Annotated in this window: 11 protein-coding genes and 1 pseudogene; 6 read left to right on the top strand and 6 right to left on the bottom strand. The window is 68.9% G+C overall.

The annotated features are described in order from the left end of the window. Positions 1–201 precede the first annotated feature (201 nt). Genes A6F73_RS28725 through A6F73_RS28740 form a run of 4 tightly spaced genes read right to left on the bottom strand, consistent with a single transcriptional unit; the run spans position 202 to position 9,679 of the window. Positions 202–3,267, bottom strand: a complete 3,066-nt coding sequence (locus A6F73_RS28725) for a DUF3962 domain-containing protein (protein ID WP_244293534.1) — start codon at positions 3,265–3,267, stop codon at positions 202–204. A gap of 46 nt (positions 3,268–3,313) precedes the next feature. Beyond that, on the bottom strand, positions 3,314–7,003 hold the full coding sequence (locus A6F73_RS28730; protein ID WP_063350430.1) for a hypothetical protein: 3,690 nt from the start codon (positions 7,001–7,003) through the stop codon (positions 3,314–3,316). Continuing rightward, positions 6,996–8,135 carry an HU-CCDC81 and SPOR domain-containing protein gene (locus A6F73_RS28735; RefSeq protein WP_063350431.1) on the bottom strand — a complete coding sequence of 380 codons (1,140 nt, stop codon included), beginning with the start codon at positions 8,133–8,135 and terminating at the stop codon, positions 6,996–6,998. The genes A6F73_RS28730 and A6F73_RS28735 overlap by 8 nt, the downstream gene beginning before the upstream one ends. Further along, complete coding sequence (locus tag A6F73_RS28740) at positions 8,132–9,679, bottom strand: PD-(D/E)XK nuclease family protein (protein WP_159398560.1); 1,548 nt, start codon at positions 9,677–9,679, stop codon at positions 8,132–8,134. Before A6F73_RS28740 ends, A6F73_RS28735 begins: the two co-directional genes overlap by 4 nt. Before the next feature lie 329 nt (positions 9,680–10,008). Here A6F73_RS28740 and A6F73_RS43465 point away from each other — a divergent pair, with 329 nt between their 5' ends. The 4 genes and pseudogenes from A6F73_RS43465 to A6F73_RS28755 all read left to right on the top strand — a co-directional run bounded on the left by A6F73_RS43465 (position 10,009) and on the right by A6F73_RS28755 (position 13,131). Further along, the gene (locus A6F73_RS43465; RefSeq protein ID WP_244293733.1) at positions 10,009–11,574 is read left to right on the top strand and encodes a serine/threonine-protein kinase; all 1,566 of its coding nucleotides are present in this window, start codon (positions 10,009–10,011) and stop codon (positions 11,572–11,574) included. 275 nt (positions 11,575–11,849) lie between these two features. After that, positions 11,850–12,161: pseudogene (locus A6F73_RS43470) on the top strand (DUF2399 domain-containing protein). 50 nt (positions 12,162–12,211) lie between these two features. Further along, complete coding sequence (locus A6F73_RS39640) at positions 12,212–12,310, top strand: hypothetical protein (protein ID WP_079136382.1); 99 nt, start codon at positions 12,212–12,214, stop codon at positions 12,308–12,310. A 329-nt stretch (positions 12,311–12,639) separates the two neighbouring features. Further along, complete coding sequence (locus A6F73_RS28755) at positions 12,640–13,131, top strand: hypothetical protein (protein ID WP_063350434.1); 492 nt, start codon at positions 12,640–12,642, stop codon at positions 13,129–13,131. A gap of 196 nt (positions 13,132–13,327) precedes the next feature. On the opposite strand, the gene A6F73_RS28760 is transcribed toward A6F73_RS28755, so the two are convergent. Together A6F73_RS28760 and A6F73_RS28765 are read right to left on the bottom strand one after the other, a co-directional pair. After that, a complete protein-coding gene (locus tag A6F73_RS28760; RefSeq protein ID WP_244293535.1) occupies positions 13,328–13,516 on the bottom strand; it encodes a hypothetical protein in 189 nt (62 codons plus the stop codon). A gap of 93 nt (positions 13,517–13,609) precedes the next feature. Continuing rightward, positions 13,610–14,212: a CGNR zinc finger domain-containing protein gene (locus A6F73_RS28765; protein WP_159398561.1), complete on the bottom strand. Its 603-nt coding sequence runs from the start codon at positions 14,210–14,212 to the stop codon at positions 13,610–13,612. A gap of 128 nt (positions 14,213–14,340) precedes the next feature. On the opposite strand from A6F73_RS28765, the gene A6F73_RS28770 reads away from it, so the two are divergent. Both A6F73_RS28770 and A6F73_RS28775 read left to right on the top strand, forming a co-directional pair. Further along, positions 14,341–15,408: an alcohol dehydrogenase catalytic domain-containing protein gene (locus tag A6F73_RS28770; RefSeq protein ID WP_063350436.1), complete on the top strand. Its 1,068-nt coding sequence runs from the start codon at positions 14,341–14,343 to the stop codon at positions 15,406–15,408. 53 nt (positions 15,409–15,461) lie between these two features. Further along, positions 15,462–16,445, top strand: a complete 984-nt coding sequence (locus A6F73_RS28775) for an alpha/beta hydrolase (RefSeq protein ID WP_079136101.1) — start codon at positions 15,462–15,464, stop codon at positions 16,443–16,445. Positions 16,446–16,637 lie beyond the last annotated feature (192 nt).

Here is a 16,637-nt window from a genome sequence, read left to right on the forward strand (position 1 = left end):
TCCGTTCTGTCATAAGCAGGGGAGCGCAGGTGAGCGCGCTGAACGAGCCTAGTGCGTGGTGCGGTGCCGGTGGCGTTCGTGGCCGATCTGAGACCCGGCGTTCGGGGCCCAACTGCCGGCGGATCACCTGTCCTCGCCGGTGGAGCTGTGGCGCACGTGATCGACTGCGGCAGGGGAGTCCGGTTCGGTTGCCGGGACGGCTCAGAACAGTTGAAGTTGGCCTTCCTCCTCCGGATCCGTTTCGACCGCGAGGCCTGGGGCGGGGGCCAGCGAGGGATCCACTGCGGCGGCTGCGTCCCCCGAGTCGTCCTGCTCAGGATCCTGCTCTCCGCCCTCGGCCTGCATCGGTAGCACGTACTCCTGCGCGAGGCCTGCCAGGTGCAGGGGCAGCGGCATCGAGATCGGGTCGGTGTACTCGGGCGCGTGGCGCAGCTGGTGCATGGCCAGCGCCAGAGCCTCGGGGCGATCGCCGGCCGCTGAACCATTCGATCGACAGCCGAGGACGGCAATCTCCACTAGCGCGGGGTTCCAAGCCTGCTTGCCGACCTCATTCACCAGGTTTCCCTTGCTGTTCCGGCGCAGCGCGAGCCGATCGAGGGTGACGGCCGTCTTGGTGAACGTGACTGGTTTGCGGGTGGTGCTGTAGAAGACCCGATGATCGAGCGGACGGTGGACTCCGGCAGGCAGCTCCTCGCCCCAGAGCCCGGCGTAGATACCGTTGTCACCGCCGTCCTCGGCCAGCCCCCAGCCCTGTGGTGTCTCGCGCCCGGCTCCCCCTCTGATCCTGACCAGGCGAAGCCCGGGGTCGAGTCCCCGCGGACCAGCTGCCCCGTCCTCCACCGCATCCGGTTCCACGCGCCCGTCCTGCAGCCACGGCCAGTGCATCCGGCTGTTCTGGGAGTGGGTGATCAGGACGGTGCGGCCGCCGGTAGTCCGCAGGGAGAAGAGCATCCGCTGGATGAAGGAGGCGGTCTCGCGACGCTGTTGGGCGAGGTTCGCTCGCCATGACGTCCGATTCGGGACTGCCGGGTCGCCGGCGTCGTCCGGTGCACTTCGCGGTGCCGGGAGGAGAGGCTGCGGAGGATGGCCGTCTGTCGGATCGATCTCCGCCTTCCGGACCAGCTTGAGCAGCAGCTCCGGATAGGGAATCCAGTCCTGCACCGTCGGGTCGTCGTCCCAGCCCTGCACCTGCGCCAGTCCCACGTGCTCTGCCGCCGGTGTGACCAGCACCGCCACCGGGAGGTGTTTCGGCAGCAGGGTCGGTCCGTCCTTCCGGCGCTTGACCATCCACAGGGCTGCGTACCGCAGGTCTGCCGGCAGATCGACGTCGTTCGACAACTGCGGCAGAGCGCGCACTCCCAGTTGGCGCAGCCCGTCCTCCCACGCCGAGCGCAGCCGGTGGGGCAGACTGCCTCCACTCTCCTGCTGTGCTCCGAGAGCACGGGGGACGGTGTCCGGAACCACGGTGAACTGAGTGAGCACCCCGGAGTCGGCACACCCGAGGCGCATGGCGAACTTGGGGTCGGTGTCAGCGGGCCTGAAGACGCTCGGGTGCGCGATCTCGACGAGCGCCAGTGCTGGTGTCCCGGGTACCGCGCCGTCCGCCAGCAGATGATCGCGGATCGCCGACCGCCGGGAACTCACGCCCTGGGCGAGGCGGGCTCCACGCCTGGGCACGGACGGGTCGAGTTGAAGGGGATCGGCCAGTCCCCCGGTCAACGGCAGGCAACGGAGTTGGACGGTCAGCTCCGGTGCCTGCCACTCGAGGACGACGGGGCTGCCTGGGCCCGCCGCTTCGAAGACGGCCTCCACCTGGTCCGCACTTCCCACGGGGGCGCCGCCGTCACCGCAGAGCCCCAGTGTGCCGATCAGGGCTTCTGTAGCGCTCTTTCGCAACTCATTGCTCTGCCACAACAACCGGATCTCCACGGTCGGGACACCGTCGGTACCGGTTCGGCGGCGGGCATCGACAGCAAGGGCCACCCGTCGGAGCTGGGCGGTGCCCTCCCGGTACTGGTCCGTGATGCTCTTGGGCCGGGCGTTGGCGGGTTGGGCTGAGCGGGTGCCGCAGCTTTTGAGGTCCGGCACGCGGATCAGTCCATCGGGCAACGCCTGCTCGGCCCAGGCGATGATCGCCGACCGTTGCTGCGGCATCAAACCGGTTCCCACGGCGTGAGCGCCCATTCGGGTGCTGTGGACGACAGCGGCCTGGATGCCTGAGCCGTCCTCGGCGAGCCACGGTTCCGGCTCGGCGAGCAGCTTGTCCGGAGCGGGAAAGGCGGAGTCCAGGGAGAGTCCCTTCAGCAGCCCCGCAGGGTCGTTGCCGAGCCAGTCGAAGGCCTGCGCCTGCCGATCGCGTGCCAGCCTGGCCACCGACCAGCGGCTACTGAGCGGGAGGCCGGGAAGCCACGGCAAGGCTGGGCGTAGGTAAACCGAGGTCGCGCCCTGATAGCGCAGGTTGAGTCGGCCGGTATCGGTGCGGGGACGCGTGGCCCACCGGCGGACGCCCAGGTGGAGGTGGAGCCGTGGTCGTGGATCGAAGGGAACGGTGTGCAGGGTTACGTTCAGCAGGATGGAGTACCACCAGGACGCGCGGCCGGTGACGTGTTGCAAGGGCTGTGACATCAGTTCGGCCCCCTGCTGCCGCGGCCCTCGCGTCACGGTGCGGAACCGCAGTTCACCTCCTTCGAAGGTGTAGGGCGGCAGGGCTGCGATCCGTCGCGCCAACTCATCGGTGGCAAGCTGGAACTGGAGCGCGGATGGGATTGCGGTGCCGCCCTTGCTGGTGGGGGTCTGCAGCAGGGCGATGCCGGACACCGGCTGCCAGGAGGGAGGCTGTTTCTCGATGCCTGTCGCAACCTTCAGCAGCAGCCGATGGTGCTCCGGGGTGCCGAGTGTCTCCGGTCGCCCCAGCGTCCGCAGCCAGACGGTCAGGAAGCGGCTCAGCAGTGGGTCGGGCAGCGGGTGGTCGTCCCCCGATCGGCGATAGAGCCAGAAGTCGTCGAGGGAGGAACCATCAACGGTGGCCGGTGGCCGGTATCGCGGACGGACGATCAGATCCGGCGCCAAGGTCTGCAGCGCGCCGTCCAGCCGTCGGGTGGGCGCTGTCTGCCACCGGTGCTGCTCCGTGCGGCCGATGTTGCACAGCTCCAGCACCCCTGGATTCAGATGCTCGGGGAAGGGCAGAGCGAGGTAGTCGACGGTCCACGGGCTTGCATCCGGGGTGCTCACGTAAGCGGCGCGGCGAAGGGTGTCGTACAGGGCCACGGAAGACTCCTCGTTCGGTCGGCCGCATGACGTGGTTGAGAGAGAATCACGTCTCCAGGCTGCTCAGAGCGTCGTACAGCGGCTGGTAAAGAGCTCGAACCAGGGCCGCATCAGCCGGTTCGGCACGCCCGCTGAAGTACGGAGCGAGGACTTGGCGAAGGCGGGAGAGCAGTCCGTCATCGAGTTCCCAACGGCGACTTGCGTCGGAGCGGTCGGGAGGAGTGGCGAGGTCGTGATCCGTGAGGGCACGGGGGTCCGCTTCCTGGACGGTGGACTCCGGAGCCAAGGAGGCTGCCAGCGCCGGGGCGAATGCGGCATCCACGAAGACCACCCGCGCGGGGACCCCACCGCGGACGAGACGGCCGATGACCTGCCAGATCGTGGTCAGCTGATCCCATGCGAACGACTCCTTCTCCCGAAGGGTGAGCCGGGAGTACATGTAGCGACGGGACAGCAGCCGTCGCCACTCGGCTCGGGCCGCATGGCGAAAGGCGAGCCCCGAGGAGTCCAGGCCGCCGGCCTTGGCGACGAGCTCGCTGAAGGTGCCCTGCTGCAATCCGGGAAGGTTACGTGCGAAGCGCGTCACCCAGTCGTTGATGGCGAAGACCGAGAGGTAGAGGTCGTCGGGCACGGGGTGGGGGCGAGTCAGGAACAGCACGGTTCCGAAGGCCGCCACCCTTTCCTCGCCAGGCCGATGGGGGACCGTCAGGATGTTGTGCCCGCGTTCGACCGCCAGGAGTGGCGCCACCAGCAGCTCGGCCGTGTCGTCCTCGGCGAATGAGGCCAGGTCACCGCGGCGCACGGTTCCCGGGAGCGACGTCGCAAGGTCCTGCTCCAGGTCGGCGTCATCGGCGATCAGGACCCGGACGCTCGTGCGCCAGCGGTCCATCTGCTGGAGCACGTCGGCGGCTGTCAGAGCGTCGCGGTAGCTCCCGACCAGGAGCAGGGCACGCCTTCGGTGCTGGTCGGGGATCCGGGCCAGTTCTCGTTGGAGAAGGCCCGCAGTTTCGGCTGGCCCGGGCTTGCCGAGCTGCCACACCATGGTGCGCAGGACCTTGTCGTGGTTCTCCCGACGCGCGCCGGAGAGCCGGATCGGCGTGCCGTCGGAGTAGTAGACGAACTGGGTGCGGAACACGCTCTTGCTGATCCTGTCGATCGCGTCCGCTCGCGGTCGGAGCACCGCCTGAACCGGCGCGAGTACGTGCGCCCTGGTCGATGTTCCGGCCCAGCTCGACCCGGACATCAGCAGGACGTTGGGACCCGGTCGCCCCTGATCTGGGTCGGCACCGAGACGAGGCAGGGAGTAGAGCAGCTCGCGGCCCACCCCGGCGCAGCGGAAGAACCGCAGGGTCCCGCTCCGGAGGCCGTCGGCATCCTTCGGACCGTCGCGTTCGTCCGGCAGGTACTGGAAGCCGAGGACGTTGCCCATGGGCGACTCGGGGATGACCGAGGCGTAGTCGAGTGGGGGACGCCGACTGAGGTCGTTGCCGCTGGCGTCGAGATGGAGGGTGGCCTCGACCTGCGGCCACAGGAAGCTCACCTGATCCAGTCGATGGTGCAAGGTCGCCAGGAGCAGGGTGAACTCCAGCCTCTCGGCGTTGCACTCCAACCAGGCCGTGCTGCCACGCTGTCCCGCTGCAGCACTCCCGACGGGATTAAGGTCCGGTGCTCCGTCGAGCAGCCTTTCCAGAACCTTGTGGACCCGGGCGCGGGTGTTCCCCTCTGCGAGGGTGTGCAGCAGGTCCTGCGCAGCCGAGGTGAGGAGATCGGAGTCCGGCCCGTGCGGTCCCAAGTCGCCGAGTGGATCGTCGCGGAAGACGTCCATGACGTGAGTGAGCTCGTTGCGCCTCGCAGCCCATGGTTCGCGGCCAGCGGCCGGGGGCGGGGCTGCATCCGGGGTCGGGTCGAGCGCCTCATCCAGGTCGTAGAGGCTGAGTTCGTCGGCCAGGGTCTCCGAGAGGTCGTCGTGTGGCCGTGGGTACCAGTCGGCGAGCAGCTTCTCCTGGAGAGTCCATGCGCTGAAGTAGTCGGTCTCGACCCATGCCTGGAGGCCAGGGTTAGAAATCAGCAGGGCGTACAGCCGGTTGGCGGCGTTGCTGACCACACCGAGTGAGGCTGCCCAGCGCTGCACGTCGCGGTCGGCCAGCGGTAGCCGGCTCTGGCGGGCCAGCTCCTCGATCTTGTGGGTGTCCAGTCGGTCGAGCCAGGAGTCGAGCCTGCGCCCCGGCACCACCAAGGTCGCAGAGGGGGCGAAGGCCCGGTCCAGCCCCATCTGCACGCGGTCGACCTCGTCCACGATGATGATGTCGCTGCGCAGGGCGGCCAGTTCGAGGTATCGGATCCGTTCCTCGTTGAGGTTGCGTGGGACCGATGTCTGGACGAGGCTCATCGGATTGGCAACCCAGACCAAGGCGTTCACCAGCCTGCGGGAGGCGTTGTGGCGCGGGCAGCCGCTCCACAGCGGGCACCCGTGCGCCGTCGAATGCCAGTCGCCGTCGCGGTCCGTGCCCGGGGCCTGGTCGGCGGTTCGCGTGTCCCCGAGGTGCAACACGGCCAACTCGGTGTCGAGGGCCGACTGACTTCCGGGAGTACGTGCCGGGTGGAGGCCGGTACATGGGGCGTCGGCAAAGCGGAGCGGGGTGTGCGCGTCGATGCCCCGCAGTGCGTCCAGCGGGCATGCGGTACTCAGGTCCGTGAAGGCGGGGCTCTCGTGGAGCAGAAGTGAGGACTTGCCGCGCCCGGTGAGCCGTCGGTGTACACGCTGGGTGTGGCGCTCACGCATGGTCCCGCCCATCACGGGGGCGACGTCCAGGTCCGGGCGGGCCCGGAACAGCTCCCGGAACTGGGCCGTGAGCGTGAGCTGTTCGGCTACATCACCCACGACGAGGGTGGTCCTCAAGCCGCGTAGCGCCGCCCACACAGCGATGAGCATCATCAGGGTGCTCTTCCCGGCCCCGACCATACCGACCATGTGGACGAGTTGGTCAAGCCGCAGGACGGTTGCGGGCTCGAAGCGGACGCCGTCGGAGTGGCGGGTATCCAGCCGCAGGTTGTTCAGTCGCTCCTCCCAGTGGTTCTGGTGCTGGGCGGGGCCCGGTTCCTGCTGGTCCATCCACTGCGCCGTCACCATGAGCTCGGCCAGGGGGACGTCGATCGGGCCGCCCTCACCGGGCCGGCCAGCCTTGAGGTCGTGGCCGTTTGGGGCACTCAGTGCCAACCCCTCCGGGATGGTGACGGAGGCGTAGCGGCGCTGCTCGGTGAATCGGTGCGAGCCGGCCGTGGCCGGGGGCAACGGGGTGCGGGAGAACGGTGCGGAGGAGTCAAGTGCGTTGTCGTAGAGGGCGAGACGCCCCCCTGCGATGCGCGGTTCCACCCAGTGGGCCGGACCGCCGTGGACGGGGACACGATAAGCCCGAAGTCTCTCCGGAAGCCGCCGGTAGGCTTCCAGACTCTGCTGCCACAGGCGCCGACGGCGCAGGGTCCAGAGCAGCTGCCGTGCGTTGTAGAGGATCTCCTGATCGCTGGGCGTGATCCCCAAGCCGGATGCGAGCGCGAAAGGGTAGCCGCTGAGGAGAGTCCAAACGCTGTCGGCGCTTTCGTCGGGCGCGATGCGCTCCAACAGCCTCAGCCCCAGCTCGACCTGGCACAGAACTGCCGGTTTGGTGTCCTGATGTTCGGTGGGCCATGGCTTGAGCAATCGCACCAGTGAGGAGTGCCAGGAGCTGCGGTCACGCATCGGAGCCTCCGTCCAACCGGGCCTCAGAGCCCCGGCCTCCGCGCAGTCTGGCGCGGGCTCGCAGCACCAGATCGTCGTCCACCAGCAGGTGCAGTCCGCGTGCCGAGGCGGGGCGTGCCCGGCGGAAGGCCCCCAGATAGTCGTGGTGGCCTCGGACGCGGTACCGCGGAACGACCCAGCAGGCCTCGTGATAGGGGGGCGTCGTGGGAACCAGCGACGCCTTGCGGCCGAGCAGACCCGGATGAACGCGGTCCTTGACATCGATCGCCCACACATGGTCGTCAGGGAAGGTCACCCGCAGGTCGTAGGCGTCATAGGCCGGCCACATCTCCACGGTGAGACCCAGGCTGCGCAACGCATCCTCCAGTCCGACCTCGGCACGGCCAGGCCCTGTCACAAACTGTCGGAGCGGGCGCCGCAGTTGCAGGACCTTCCCGGTCGCGCTGAGCATCAGCGACCGGCCAGGCGGTGGCGGTCCCTGCTGCCGGCACTCGTCGCGCTCGCACCACCAACCGCCGTCGGTGAGTGGGACGAGTAGGGTCCGGCAGCGCTCGCAGGGGGTGTAGCGGCCGTCGCGCAGGTAGTGATCGGGTGCAGTCGGGTAAATGGCGCTCAGCAGGGACACCACCGGACACAGGTAGAGATCCCCGGCGAGCTCGGACCAGTCAGCGGAGGTAAGCACCGGCTGATCGACCAGAACGCGGCGGAACCGGGTGTAGGACTCGGGGGAATCGACGGCGAGGCATGCCTGGAGCGCAACGGCGATGGTGCGACGGTCGTACTGCCTTGCGGCGCTGTCCTTGCCGCCGTCGACCTTCCACTCCAGGCACAGCTCCGTGGGCATGCCTGAGTGACGGTCGATCAGGACATCTCCCGAACCGAAGGCCTCCTCGGCTTCTTCGTCGGCAAGTTGTAGGGGCCAGCGGTCCAACGGCCGGGTCCGGCACCAGCTGATCAACTCGGGCAGCCCGGAAGGGGGCGTGATCCTCCCGCGGAGGCATTCCAACACCACCTGGTCCAGTGCGCGCTGTGCCTCGGGAGGGTACGGAGGTGGGGGAATCGTCTGTTCGCGTTGTTCGGCGATCTCGATGATGGCCGTCGCAAGGACGTGGAGCAGCGGTACGTTGATCATGCTCGACTCCTGGGCTCCCGTGTCGGTGGAACCGTCTCCCGCGTCGTGTGTCCGGCCAGGTGTTGGGCGCCGGGCCGGCACCAGGAGCGGGCCGGGCAGTCGGCGCAGTGCGGTCCTGGCGCGGGGGCGAAGAGCGTGTCATGAAGGAGTGGTTCAGCCAGTTCCGCGAGGAGTAGCCGGGCCTCCTCCACGGTCTCGGGACGGCTCGGGTCGAGCTGTTCCAGGCTGGGGTAGTCCTCGTGCAGCAGCTCCAGTTCGACCCGGGAGCGCCGGGTCGTCTCCGGATCGAATCTCGACGCCAGCATCATGACGGCTATGGCCAGTTGTGGATGACGTCGCATCAGTGAGACGCCCTGACCAGGCAGGCGGGAGACGGTCTTGGTCTCGCGCCAGAACCAGCCGCCGTCCCTGGTGTAGAGCAGATCGGGTGTGGCGATAAGGAGCACGCCGAGGCTCGGTATGTGGACCGCTGACGTGTGCTGAACCAGGATCCTCTCCTCGGGGCCCAGAGCGTCGAGGGGGCATAGTGTTCGGTGCCAGCTGAGCATCGCGGCGGCCTGGCTTGCGATCCCTCCGGTGAGCCGGTGCCCGCCGGCCTCCCAGTCGTCAGGGTCCGCAGGGCCAGCGAGGTGGCGACAGCTGCGCCCGGGCCTGGTGCTGTGCTGGTCGTTGAGCCAGGCATCCACGGCTCGGCCTCGGCGTGTCTCCTCGGACTCCTTCTCCTCCAGGGCACGGAGGTTAAGCTGCCGGTCGAGGTGGTAGCGAGCTGGGCAGGAGCGGTACGTTCGCAGATCCCAGGCGGAGATGTCCCTGCGGGAATGTTGCAGCGAAGGGGTTCCCGGCCACAGTCCTTCGGCCCGGCGTAGGGAGCCGCACCCTTCAATGGCCTTGCAATCGGTGCAACTCGTCCCTGGCCGGGTGGTGATGTCGACCTCGGCGCGGGCCAGCAGCGGGGCGGTGTGTGCGGCAAATGCTGCAGCGGCCTCCTGTGTCGACCAGTTCAGTAGGAGTGTCGAGTCGCCTGCGGCACAGCCGAATTCGTACACCCTGACGCGGTCCGGTCCGCGGAACGCAGAGTCGTCTGGTCGGGTGTAGGGCTGGCCGAATCGGGGACGTCTGCACGGCACTCCTCGGAAGAGGACGTGGGCGATGGCGGCCTGTTCGGCGATCGACCGATTCTGCTTGGCCTTGCCGTACGAAGGGAGCCACAGCTCACGAAGCCGTCCGTCGGCCGACTCGTAGCGCCGTCCCCAGGCCGTGTACTCGCGGACGGCCGCGGTGTCGAGATCGCCCGGGTCGGTGCGGCGTCCCCGGAAGGCGACCCATTCGAGGTTTCGCAAGGGGTGTGTGGGTGAGACTCCGGCGGCGGAAGTCTGCTGGCTCCGGCGGGCGACGAGGAATCGGGTGATGGCCTGAGAGGTCCAGTCGAGCAAGGACGGGTGAGCGGGCGGCCCGTACCCGAATGTTCCCTCGCTGGCGAAGAGTTGCTCGACAACGCGTTCAACCGGCTGATCTTGATGCTCGATCAGGTCGAGTGCTGTCATGAAGGGCGCCATGCCGAAGGTCTGGAGCCCTTTCCGCCGCGGGGGTTGGTGGGAACTCGGTAGGATCAGTGGTCGGAGCTTGGCAGCCTTGGCTCGTGGGCAGGCGTTGGGCTCCTCCCGTGCGGCTGTGCTGGACAGCCGGAGCAGCCAGCCGTCCCCCGTGAGGCCCGGCGGCGGAATCGGACGATTCACGGGATCCCTCCGTGGCAGATGGACGCCTTGCGTGGTGAAGGTGCTGCGGCATGACGACCGGAGGAGCATCGCAGAGGTAGCCGAACGCGGTCAATGCGTCACTGAGCGCCATGGATGCGTACTAAGGTGTGCGCAAGATGCAGGCGGCGTGCCCGAACGATGTGCGCTCGGCACGATTGCATGATTGGGGGACCGTGGACGACCGCGAACTGCTTCCGGGCGAACGGGTGGGCGGGCGCTACGAGGTGGTCGAGCCGAAGGGCAAGGGGGGCATGGCCCGGGTCTACCGGGGGATCGACCTGGCCGATGGCGGTGCCGTGGCCCTCAAGTTCATGCGCTCGGACCGGGAGTGCCTCAAGCGGCTCGATCCTGACGAGCGAGAACGAGAGTGGAAGACCCTCCTTGCCCGCTTCGAGCGGGAGGTCCACCAACTCGGCCGGCTGCGTTTCCCGGGCATCCCCCGACTGCTGGGGCACGGGGAGCATTGCGGCGAGCGCTACCTCGCGATGGAGTACATCGATGGCCGGACGCTCTATGAGATCCTCAAGCAGCGAAGTCCGTTGCCGCACGCCGCAGCCGCAGCGGTAGCGGTGCAGGTGATCGACGCCCTCGCGCACGTCCACGCCTTGCCGCTGGTGCACCGGGACATCAAGCCCATGAACATCATGATCGCTCTTTCGGGCCTGGTCTCCGTGGTCGACCTCGGAATTGCCAAGCCGCTCGGCCTTGGTGTGTCCCAACTGACTGTTCATCAATCAACTCTGGGTAGTCATGGATACAAGTCCCCTGAGCAGTTGATGGACCGTCAGCCAACTGTGGCGAGCGACATCTACAGTCTCTGCTGTGTCCTCTATCTTCTCTTCGAGGGAACCCCCCCGCATGACGGCCAGACCGAGGGTGCCCTACGCGATCAGCACCTGTACGAGCAGCCGAAGCCGTTCGGTTCAGCGGTCCCGGTGGATGTGGCTGAGGTCATTCTGAGGGGACTGGCCAAGGACTATCAGGACCGGCCTTCGCTCGCCGAGATCCGCGAAGTGATGGCCCGACACCTTCCGGCGCCCGGGGATCCTCCTCCCTCGCCCCGCCTTGAGTACGACCCGACCATTCCGTTCCGGCTACTGGAGAATCCTGCTCCGACGACCGAGGCGGCCGGGGAGGACCTCGAACAGCAGGAGGACATGCCGTGGGTGGGGCCGGCCGATCTCAGGAAGGCGATGGAGGCTGTCCAGGTGCTGCTGGACAGTGGGGATCCGGCAGGCGACGAAGTGGTGGAGCGCATCGAGGAACTTGCGAGGCTGGCGCTCCTCGGCCAGCAGCAGCTGGGTCTGCGCCGTGCAGTGGTTCGGGACGCGCTCATTCTGGCAGCCGACGGACTGAGGGCGGAGGCGGGGGCCGGGAGGCATGCCTGCCGGCTGTACGAAGGGATCGCGCGGGACCTCACACACGCCAATGGGCCAGAGGAACGTGCCGCCGCGATCACTGCGCGGCTTCGCGCAGCCGAGTGCCGATTGGACCTCGGTGAGAGTGCGCCGACACTTGCCGCCCTCAGGGAGGCCGCTCAGACCACGGCCGAGCTTCCTCCGGCCTTCCGGGGCGAGCCGGAGTGCGCCCGCGGGGAGCTTGAGGAGAAGTACGTCGCGCGGGCGCAGTCCGCGGAACAAGCGTGGCGGGTGGTCCACGACCTGCGTCAGCGCCTCATGTGACGGCCGTTGTGGCGGCGGAACCGCCCAAGTCCACCCCGAGTCCGAGCGAGCCGCGCCACGATGCGAGGAGCGGGCCAACGGCCTCTCGGCGGCTCTCCCGACTGGGACCCGGGGCCCGCTGACGGTCCTTGCCCAACTGAGTACACCCAGTGACTGCACCGGTCCCGCAGGACCGGTGCACATCACCGAGAATCCCAGCGTGCTCGGGCCGGCCCTGCGTGCTTCGGCCGCACTGCCCACCGCTGGTCTGCACCTCCGGCTGGCCCAACACCGCCGTGATCTACCCGCTGCGCCGACTCGCCGAAGACGGCGCTTCCCTGCGCTAACACGGTGACTTCGATGGCGATGGCATCCGCATCGCAGCCCATGTGATGGCCAAGGCCGGTGCCGCTCCCCGGCGGATGGCAGCCGACGACTACCGGGCCGCCGCGCCCCTGGTCCCCTCGGGCCCCTATCCCGGGCGCCTGACGCCCGCCCCGTGGGACCGGGAGCTCGTCGACTCCATGGCCGACCTGCGCACCGCAGTGGTCGAGGAGGTGGTCGCAGATTTCCTCCTCGATGACTTGGCAGACCACCGAAACGAATAGAATGACAGCCTGTTCGACGGGTTGAGGGCTACCACCAGCGCTTCGGCCTCATCCACGTCGACTTCGAGACGCAGAAGCGCACCCCGAAGGCCTCCTACGCCTGGTACCACGATCTGATTGCAAGTCATCATGCGAAATTTGGACGTTAGTTGCGAGCTGGGCGAGGGGTGCGAGTCAGGATCGCGACTGGGAAGGAAGCGACTGGCGAAATGCGAACCCGTAGCCGAGTGCCCCGCGCTCGGCGGTGATGACAGGGTGTCCGATAGGTCGGACGGTCTTCGCCAGCGGTTCGGCCGGGGGCCGCCGCGGCCCCGGCCCGTCGATCGCGCCCGTCCCGGCTCCGAGTATCGTCTGATCCTTGACGGCAATGGGAACTCCGCCCGCCTCCAGGCGCCGTCACTTGTCCTCACCACCCGTGCCATCGGGTGACTATGAACGGTGAGGATGCCGGTCGACCGACACACCAGGGAGGGCCCTGATGGCGGACAGCGAGCACGAGGACGGCGATGCGAACCCCTCGGAACTGCCGGCGCTGCGACTGAAGCTCTACGTCGAGTCGCTCCAGGTCCTGATGCCCGAGCGGCAGTTCAAGCTTCTGATGGACGTCCTGCGCGGCTATGCCGAGCTCGGCGGTGGGCGGATCGCGGTGAAGCTGGACGACGAGGAGCGGGAGCTGTTCACACCTGCGGTGCAGCGCGAACTGCTCGTTCTCCTCGGCCTGATCGGTGCCCTGACACCCGGACACGAGGACCGCGCCGACCGTGTGGTGGCCGACCTCGGCGACGGGGAGTGGGCCAAGGAGGTCATGTCGCTCGTACCGCTGGAGGTCGCCTCCGACCCGGCCCGACTGCGGGAAATGCGCGACCGGCTTGACGCCGCTGAGGGCCGGCGGGCGAGCGACCGCGCGACGGTCGAGGGAATCGCAGAGGCGAGCGGGATGGCGGGGACAGAAGAGACCGGGCCCTCCTGACTCTCGACGTCAGCGCGGTCGGCCGCATGATCCGTCCGCGTGTACCGCGGCCCGAACACCTGCTCAGAACGAGCCAGTAGTGCCAGCGATACCCCAGGATTCCGAAGCAATCGCGAGCACGGGGGTTCGTGGCCCCGCGACCTACGACCTCGTGATCAGTCGCTGAATGGCGGGCTCGTCGTCGACCGCGCCGGTCTCACGCTGAAGTCTTGACCTCGGCCACGCTGAACCACCCTGGCCGCACCTCGACCAGCGGTGGCTTCAGCGATTCCGCTGCGGACCGCAGGTCCTGCTCCGTGGGGTCGTGAGGCGCGGGCAAACTCCGGCCATAGCGGCGCAGCCGCCAGAAATCGAAGATCTCCCTGCCGTCGGCTGCGAAGTCCACGTCGATCTCGGTGCCGTTGTCGCTGATGAAGAGGCAGCCTGCTCCGTGGACCTGGTAGGAGTAGGTGCCGATTTCGCCGCGCGCGGCGATGCGCTACCGGGGGCCGTCGGCGGGTGTCTGTTGCCTGGCCCGGTAGGCGCGTTTTTTGACGAGGGCGCCGCAGGTCTTCATCGAGCACCAGCGGCGGGCGCCCGCGCGGGAGGTGTCGACGAAGGGGGCGCCGCAGTCGGGGTTCCCGCAGATGCGGACGCGGGTGCGGTGCTCCGATGCGCAGAGGGCGATCAGATCCCGGGCGACCATCGAGAGCACTGCCGCGAGTGCGTCGCCGTGCCAGCGCACGGTGGTCGCGTCGGGGGCGAGTTCGGGTGTCGAGGGGGGCTCGGCGGCGGCGCGGTTGACGAGCGCGATGTCCTCGGGCGAGGGCGGCGTGGCGTCCGCCAGGGCGCGGCCGGTCCGCTGGATCGCCTCACGCAGTTGCCTGGCGCGGCCGAGGTCGGCCTCGGTGCAGGGCGGCGGCGCTGTCGTGCAGTCGCTTTCGACGGCCCAGCGGCTCAAGTCCTCGGGCCGGGCGAGCCGTTCGAAGGGCGTGTCCGCGCCGCGGTCGGCCAGGGTGCCGGCGAAGGCGAAGCACAGCCGCGCGTCGTCGAAGCGGAAGTCGGCCTTGGCGCGCTGGCGCCCCTCGCGGCTGTCGTCCATGTCCACCACTTTATGCGGTTGACATGGTTCCGGGCAAGCGGCTAGCTTCAAAGTCCACCACTTAAACCAGTGGACTTTAGACGGTTGCTCCCTGCTCCCGTCGACTCCCAGCACGAGGAGGCCGCGCCATGCGCGCCGCAGTCATCGAGGAACTCCACAAGCCGCTCGTCATCCGCGAGGTGCCCGATCCCTCCTGCCCGCCGGACGGCGCGATCGTGCGCGTCGGGGCGAACGGGATCTGCCGGACCGACTGGGCCCTGTGGGCCGGGGAGTTCTGGACGGGCGGGCCGCGTGTCGAGGCCCCGTTCGTCCTCGGCCACGAGTTCGCCGGCACCGTCGTGGAGGTCGGCCGCGAGGTGCGGGGGTGGAAGGAGGGCGACCGCGTCATCTTCCCGATGAACCCCGGCGAGGGCGCGTGCGAGATGTGCCGCAGCGGCAATCAGCACGTCTGCGAGCACGTGGACTCGCTCGTGCCCGGGGTGTCCTACTGGGGCGCCTTCGCCGAGTACGTCATGGTCCGCTTCGCCGACGTCAACCTGGTCGAAGTGCCGGAGGGCGTCGACTTCGTGGACGTCGCCGCGCTGGCCTGCCGCTACATGACCGCCTTCCACGGCGTCGTCGACCAGGCGAAGGTCCGCGGCGGCGAATGGGTCGCGGTGTACGGCGCCGGGGGCGGCATGGGGCTGTCGACGGTCGAGATCGCCGCGGCGACGGGCGCCAACGTCATCGCGATCGACATCACGGACGACAAGCTGGGCGCCGCCCGCGCGCTCGGCGCCGTCCACACCGTCAACGCGGCGACCGATGACCCCGCCGAAGCGGTGAAGACCCTCACCGGCGGCGGTGCGCACGTGTCGGTCGACGCCGTGGGCATCGCCGCCGCCTGCCGCAACTCCGTCCTCTCCCTGCGCACTCGCGGCCGCCACCTGCAGCTCGGACACACCACCGCTGCGGAACAGGGGGACGTCGCGCTGCCGGTCGACGTCATGATGGTCAAGGAGCTGGAGTTCCTGAGCGCCTTCGGCATGCAGGGCCAGCGCTTCGGCACGATGCTGAACATGATCGCCGCCGGCCGCCTCGACCCCGGCCGCATCGTCTCGCGCACCGTCGGCCTCCACGAGGCGAGCGAGGTCCTGGAGTCCCTGGAGACGTACGGACCCACCGGCGTGGTCGTCATCGACTCGTTCCGCCCCTGAAGCGGCTCCCCCCGGCCCCCTCGAAACACCTCCCCCCGAAAGCAGGAACGGCCATGCCCGCATCCCGTCAACTGATGGACCAGGAACTGAGCCTGGCCCTCGACGCGGTCCCCATGACCCCCAACGGCGCGTTCGACCTGACAGACCTCGCCGCAACGCGCGCGGCGTTCCGCGCCCAGGCCGAGGCCGCCGCCGAAGCCCAGCCCGGCGATCCGTCGGTCACCATCGAGACGCACCTCGCGCGCCGCACGGACGGCCCCGACGTACCGATCCGCCTTCTGCGCCCCACCGAAGCGCCCGGGCCTCTACCGGTCCTGCTCTGGTTCCACGGCGGCGGACAGGTCCTCGGCTTCGCCGCCCAGGACGACCCGTGGCTCACCCGGCTGGGCGCGAGCCTCGGCTGCGCCGTCGCCGTGGTCGACTACCGGCTCGCCCCCGAGACACCCGCTCCCGGCGCCGCCGAGGACGGCTTCACCGCCTACCAGTGGCTCGGCCGCGAGGCGGACGCCCTGGGCCTGGACGGCGCCCGCATCGGCATCGCGGGCCAGAGCGGCGGCGGAGGCGTCGCGGCGGCCACGACCCTCCTGATCCGCGACCGCGGCGGCGTGACACCCCTGTTCCAATCACTCACGTATCCGATGCTCGACGACCGCAACCGCACCGCATCGAGCCACGAGATCACCGACATCGGCATCTGGGACCGCTCGACCAACCTCCTCGCCTGGCAGGCGATCCTGGGCGACCGCGCCGGCACCGACGACGTCTGCCCCTACTCCGCCCCCTCCCGCACCACCGACCTCAGCGCCCTGCCACCCACCTTCATCACCGTCGGCGACCTCGACTGCTTCCGCGACGAGAACCTCGACTACGCCACCCGCCTGCGGGCCCACGGCGTCCCGGTCGAATTCCACCTCTACCCCGGCGCCTACCACGCCTTCGACCTCATCGCCCCCCACTCCCGACTCGCCACCACCTTCCACCAGACCTGGTCCAACTACCTCACCCGCCAGTTCCACACCTCCCCGTCCCCCGCCTGACATCCGCGCCGAGGACTGTTCGGTCGTGGAGGAGACGAGAGGAGAGGAGACGAGAGGAGAGGGAGGAGAGGAACGGTGAGGGCCGGCCGGCCGCGGGGCGGGTGAGCCGTTCGGCGCTGCGGCGGGACACGCTGCCACCTGCGCTTCGCCCCCATCAGCGTAGTGTGGCCCGCTCGTGACCGGGGTGCGGTG

Origin of the sequence: Streptomyces sp. MJM8645, assembly GCF_001625365.1 — a bacterium.
In the GTDB taxonomy this organism is placed as follows: Bacteria; Actinomycetota; Actinomycetes; order Streptomycetales; family Streptomycetaceae; genus Kitasatospora.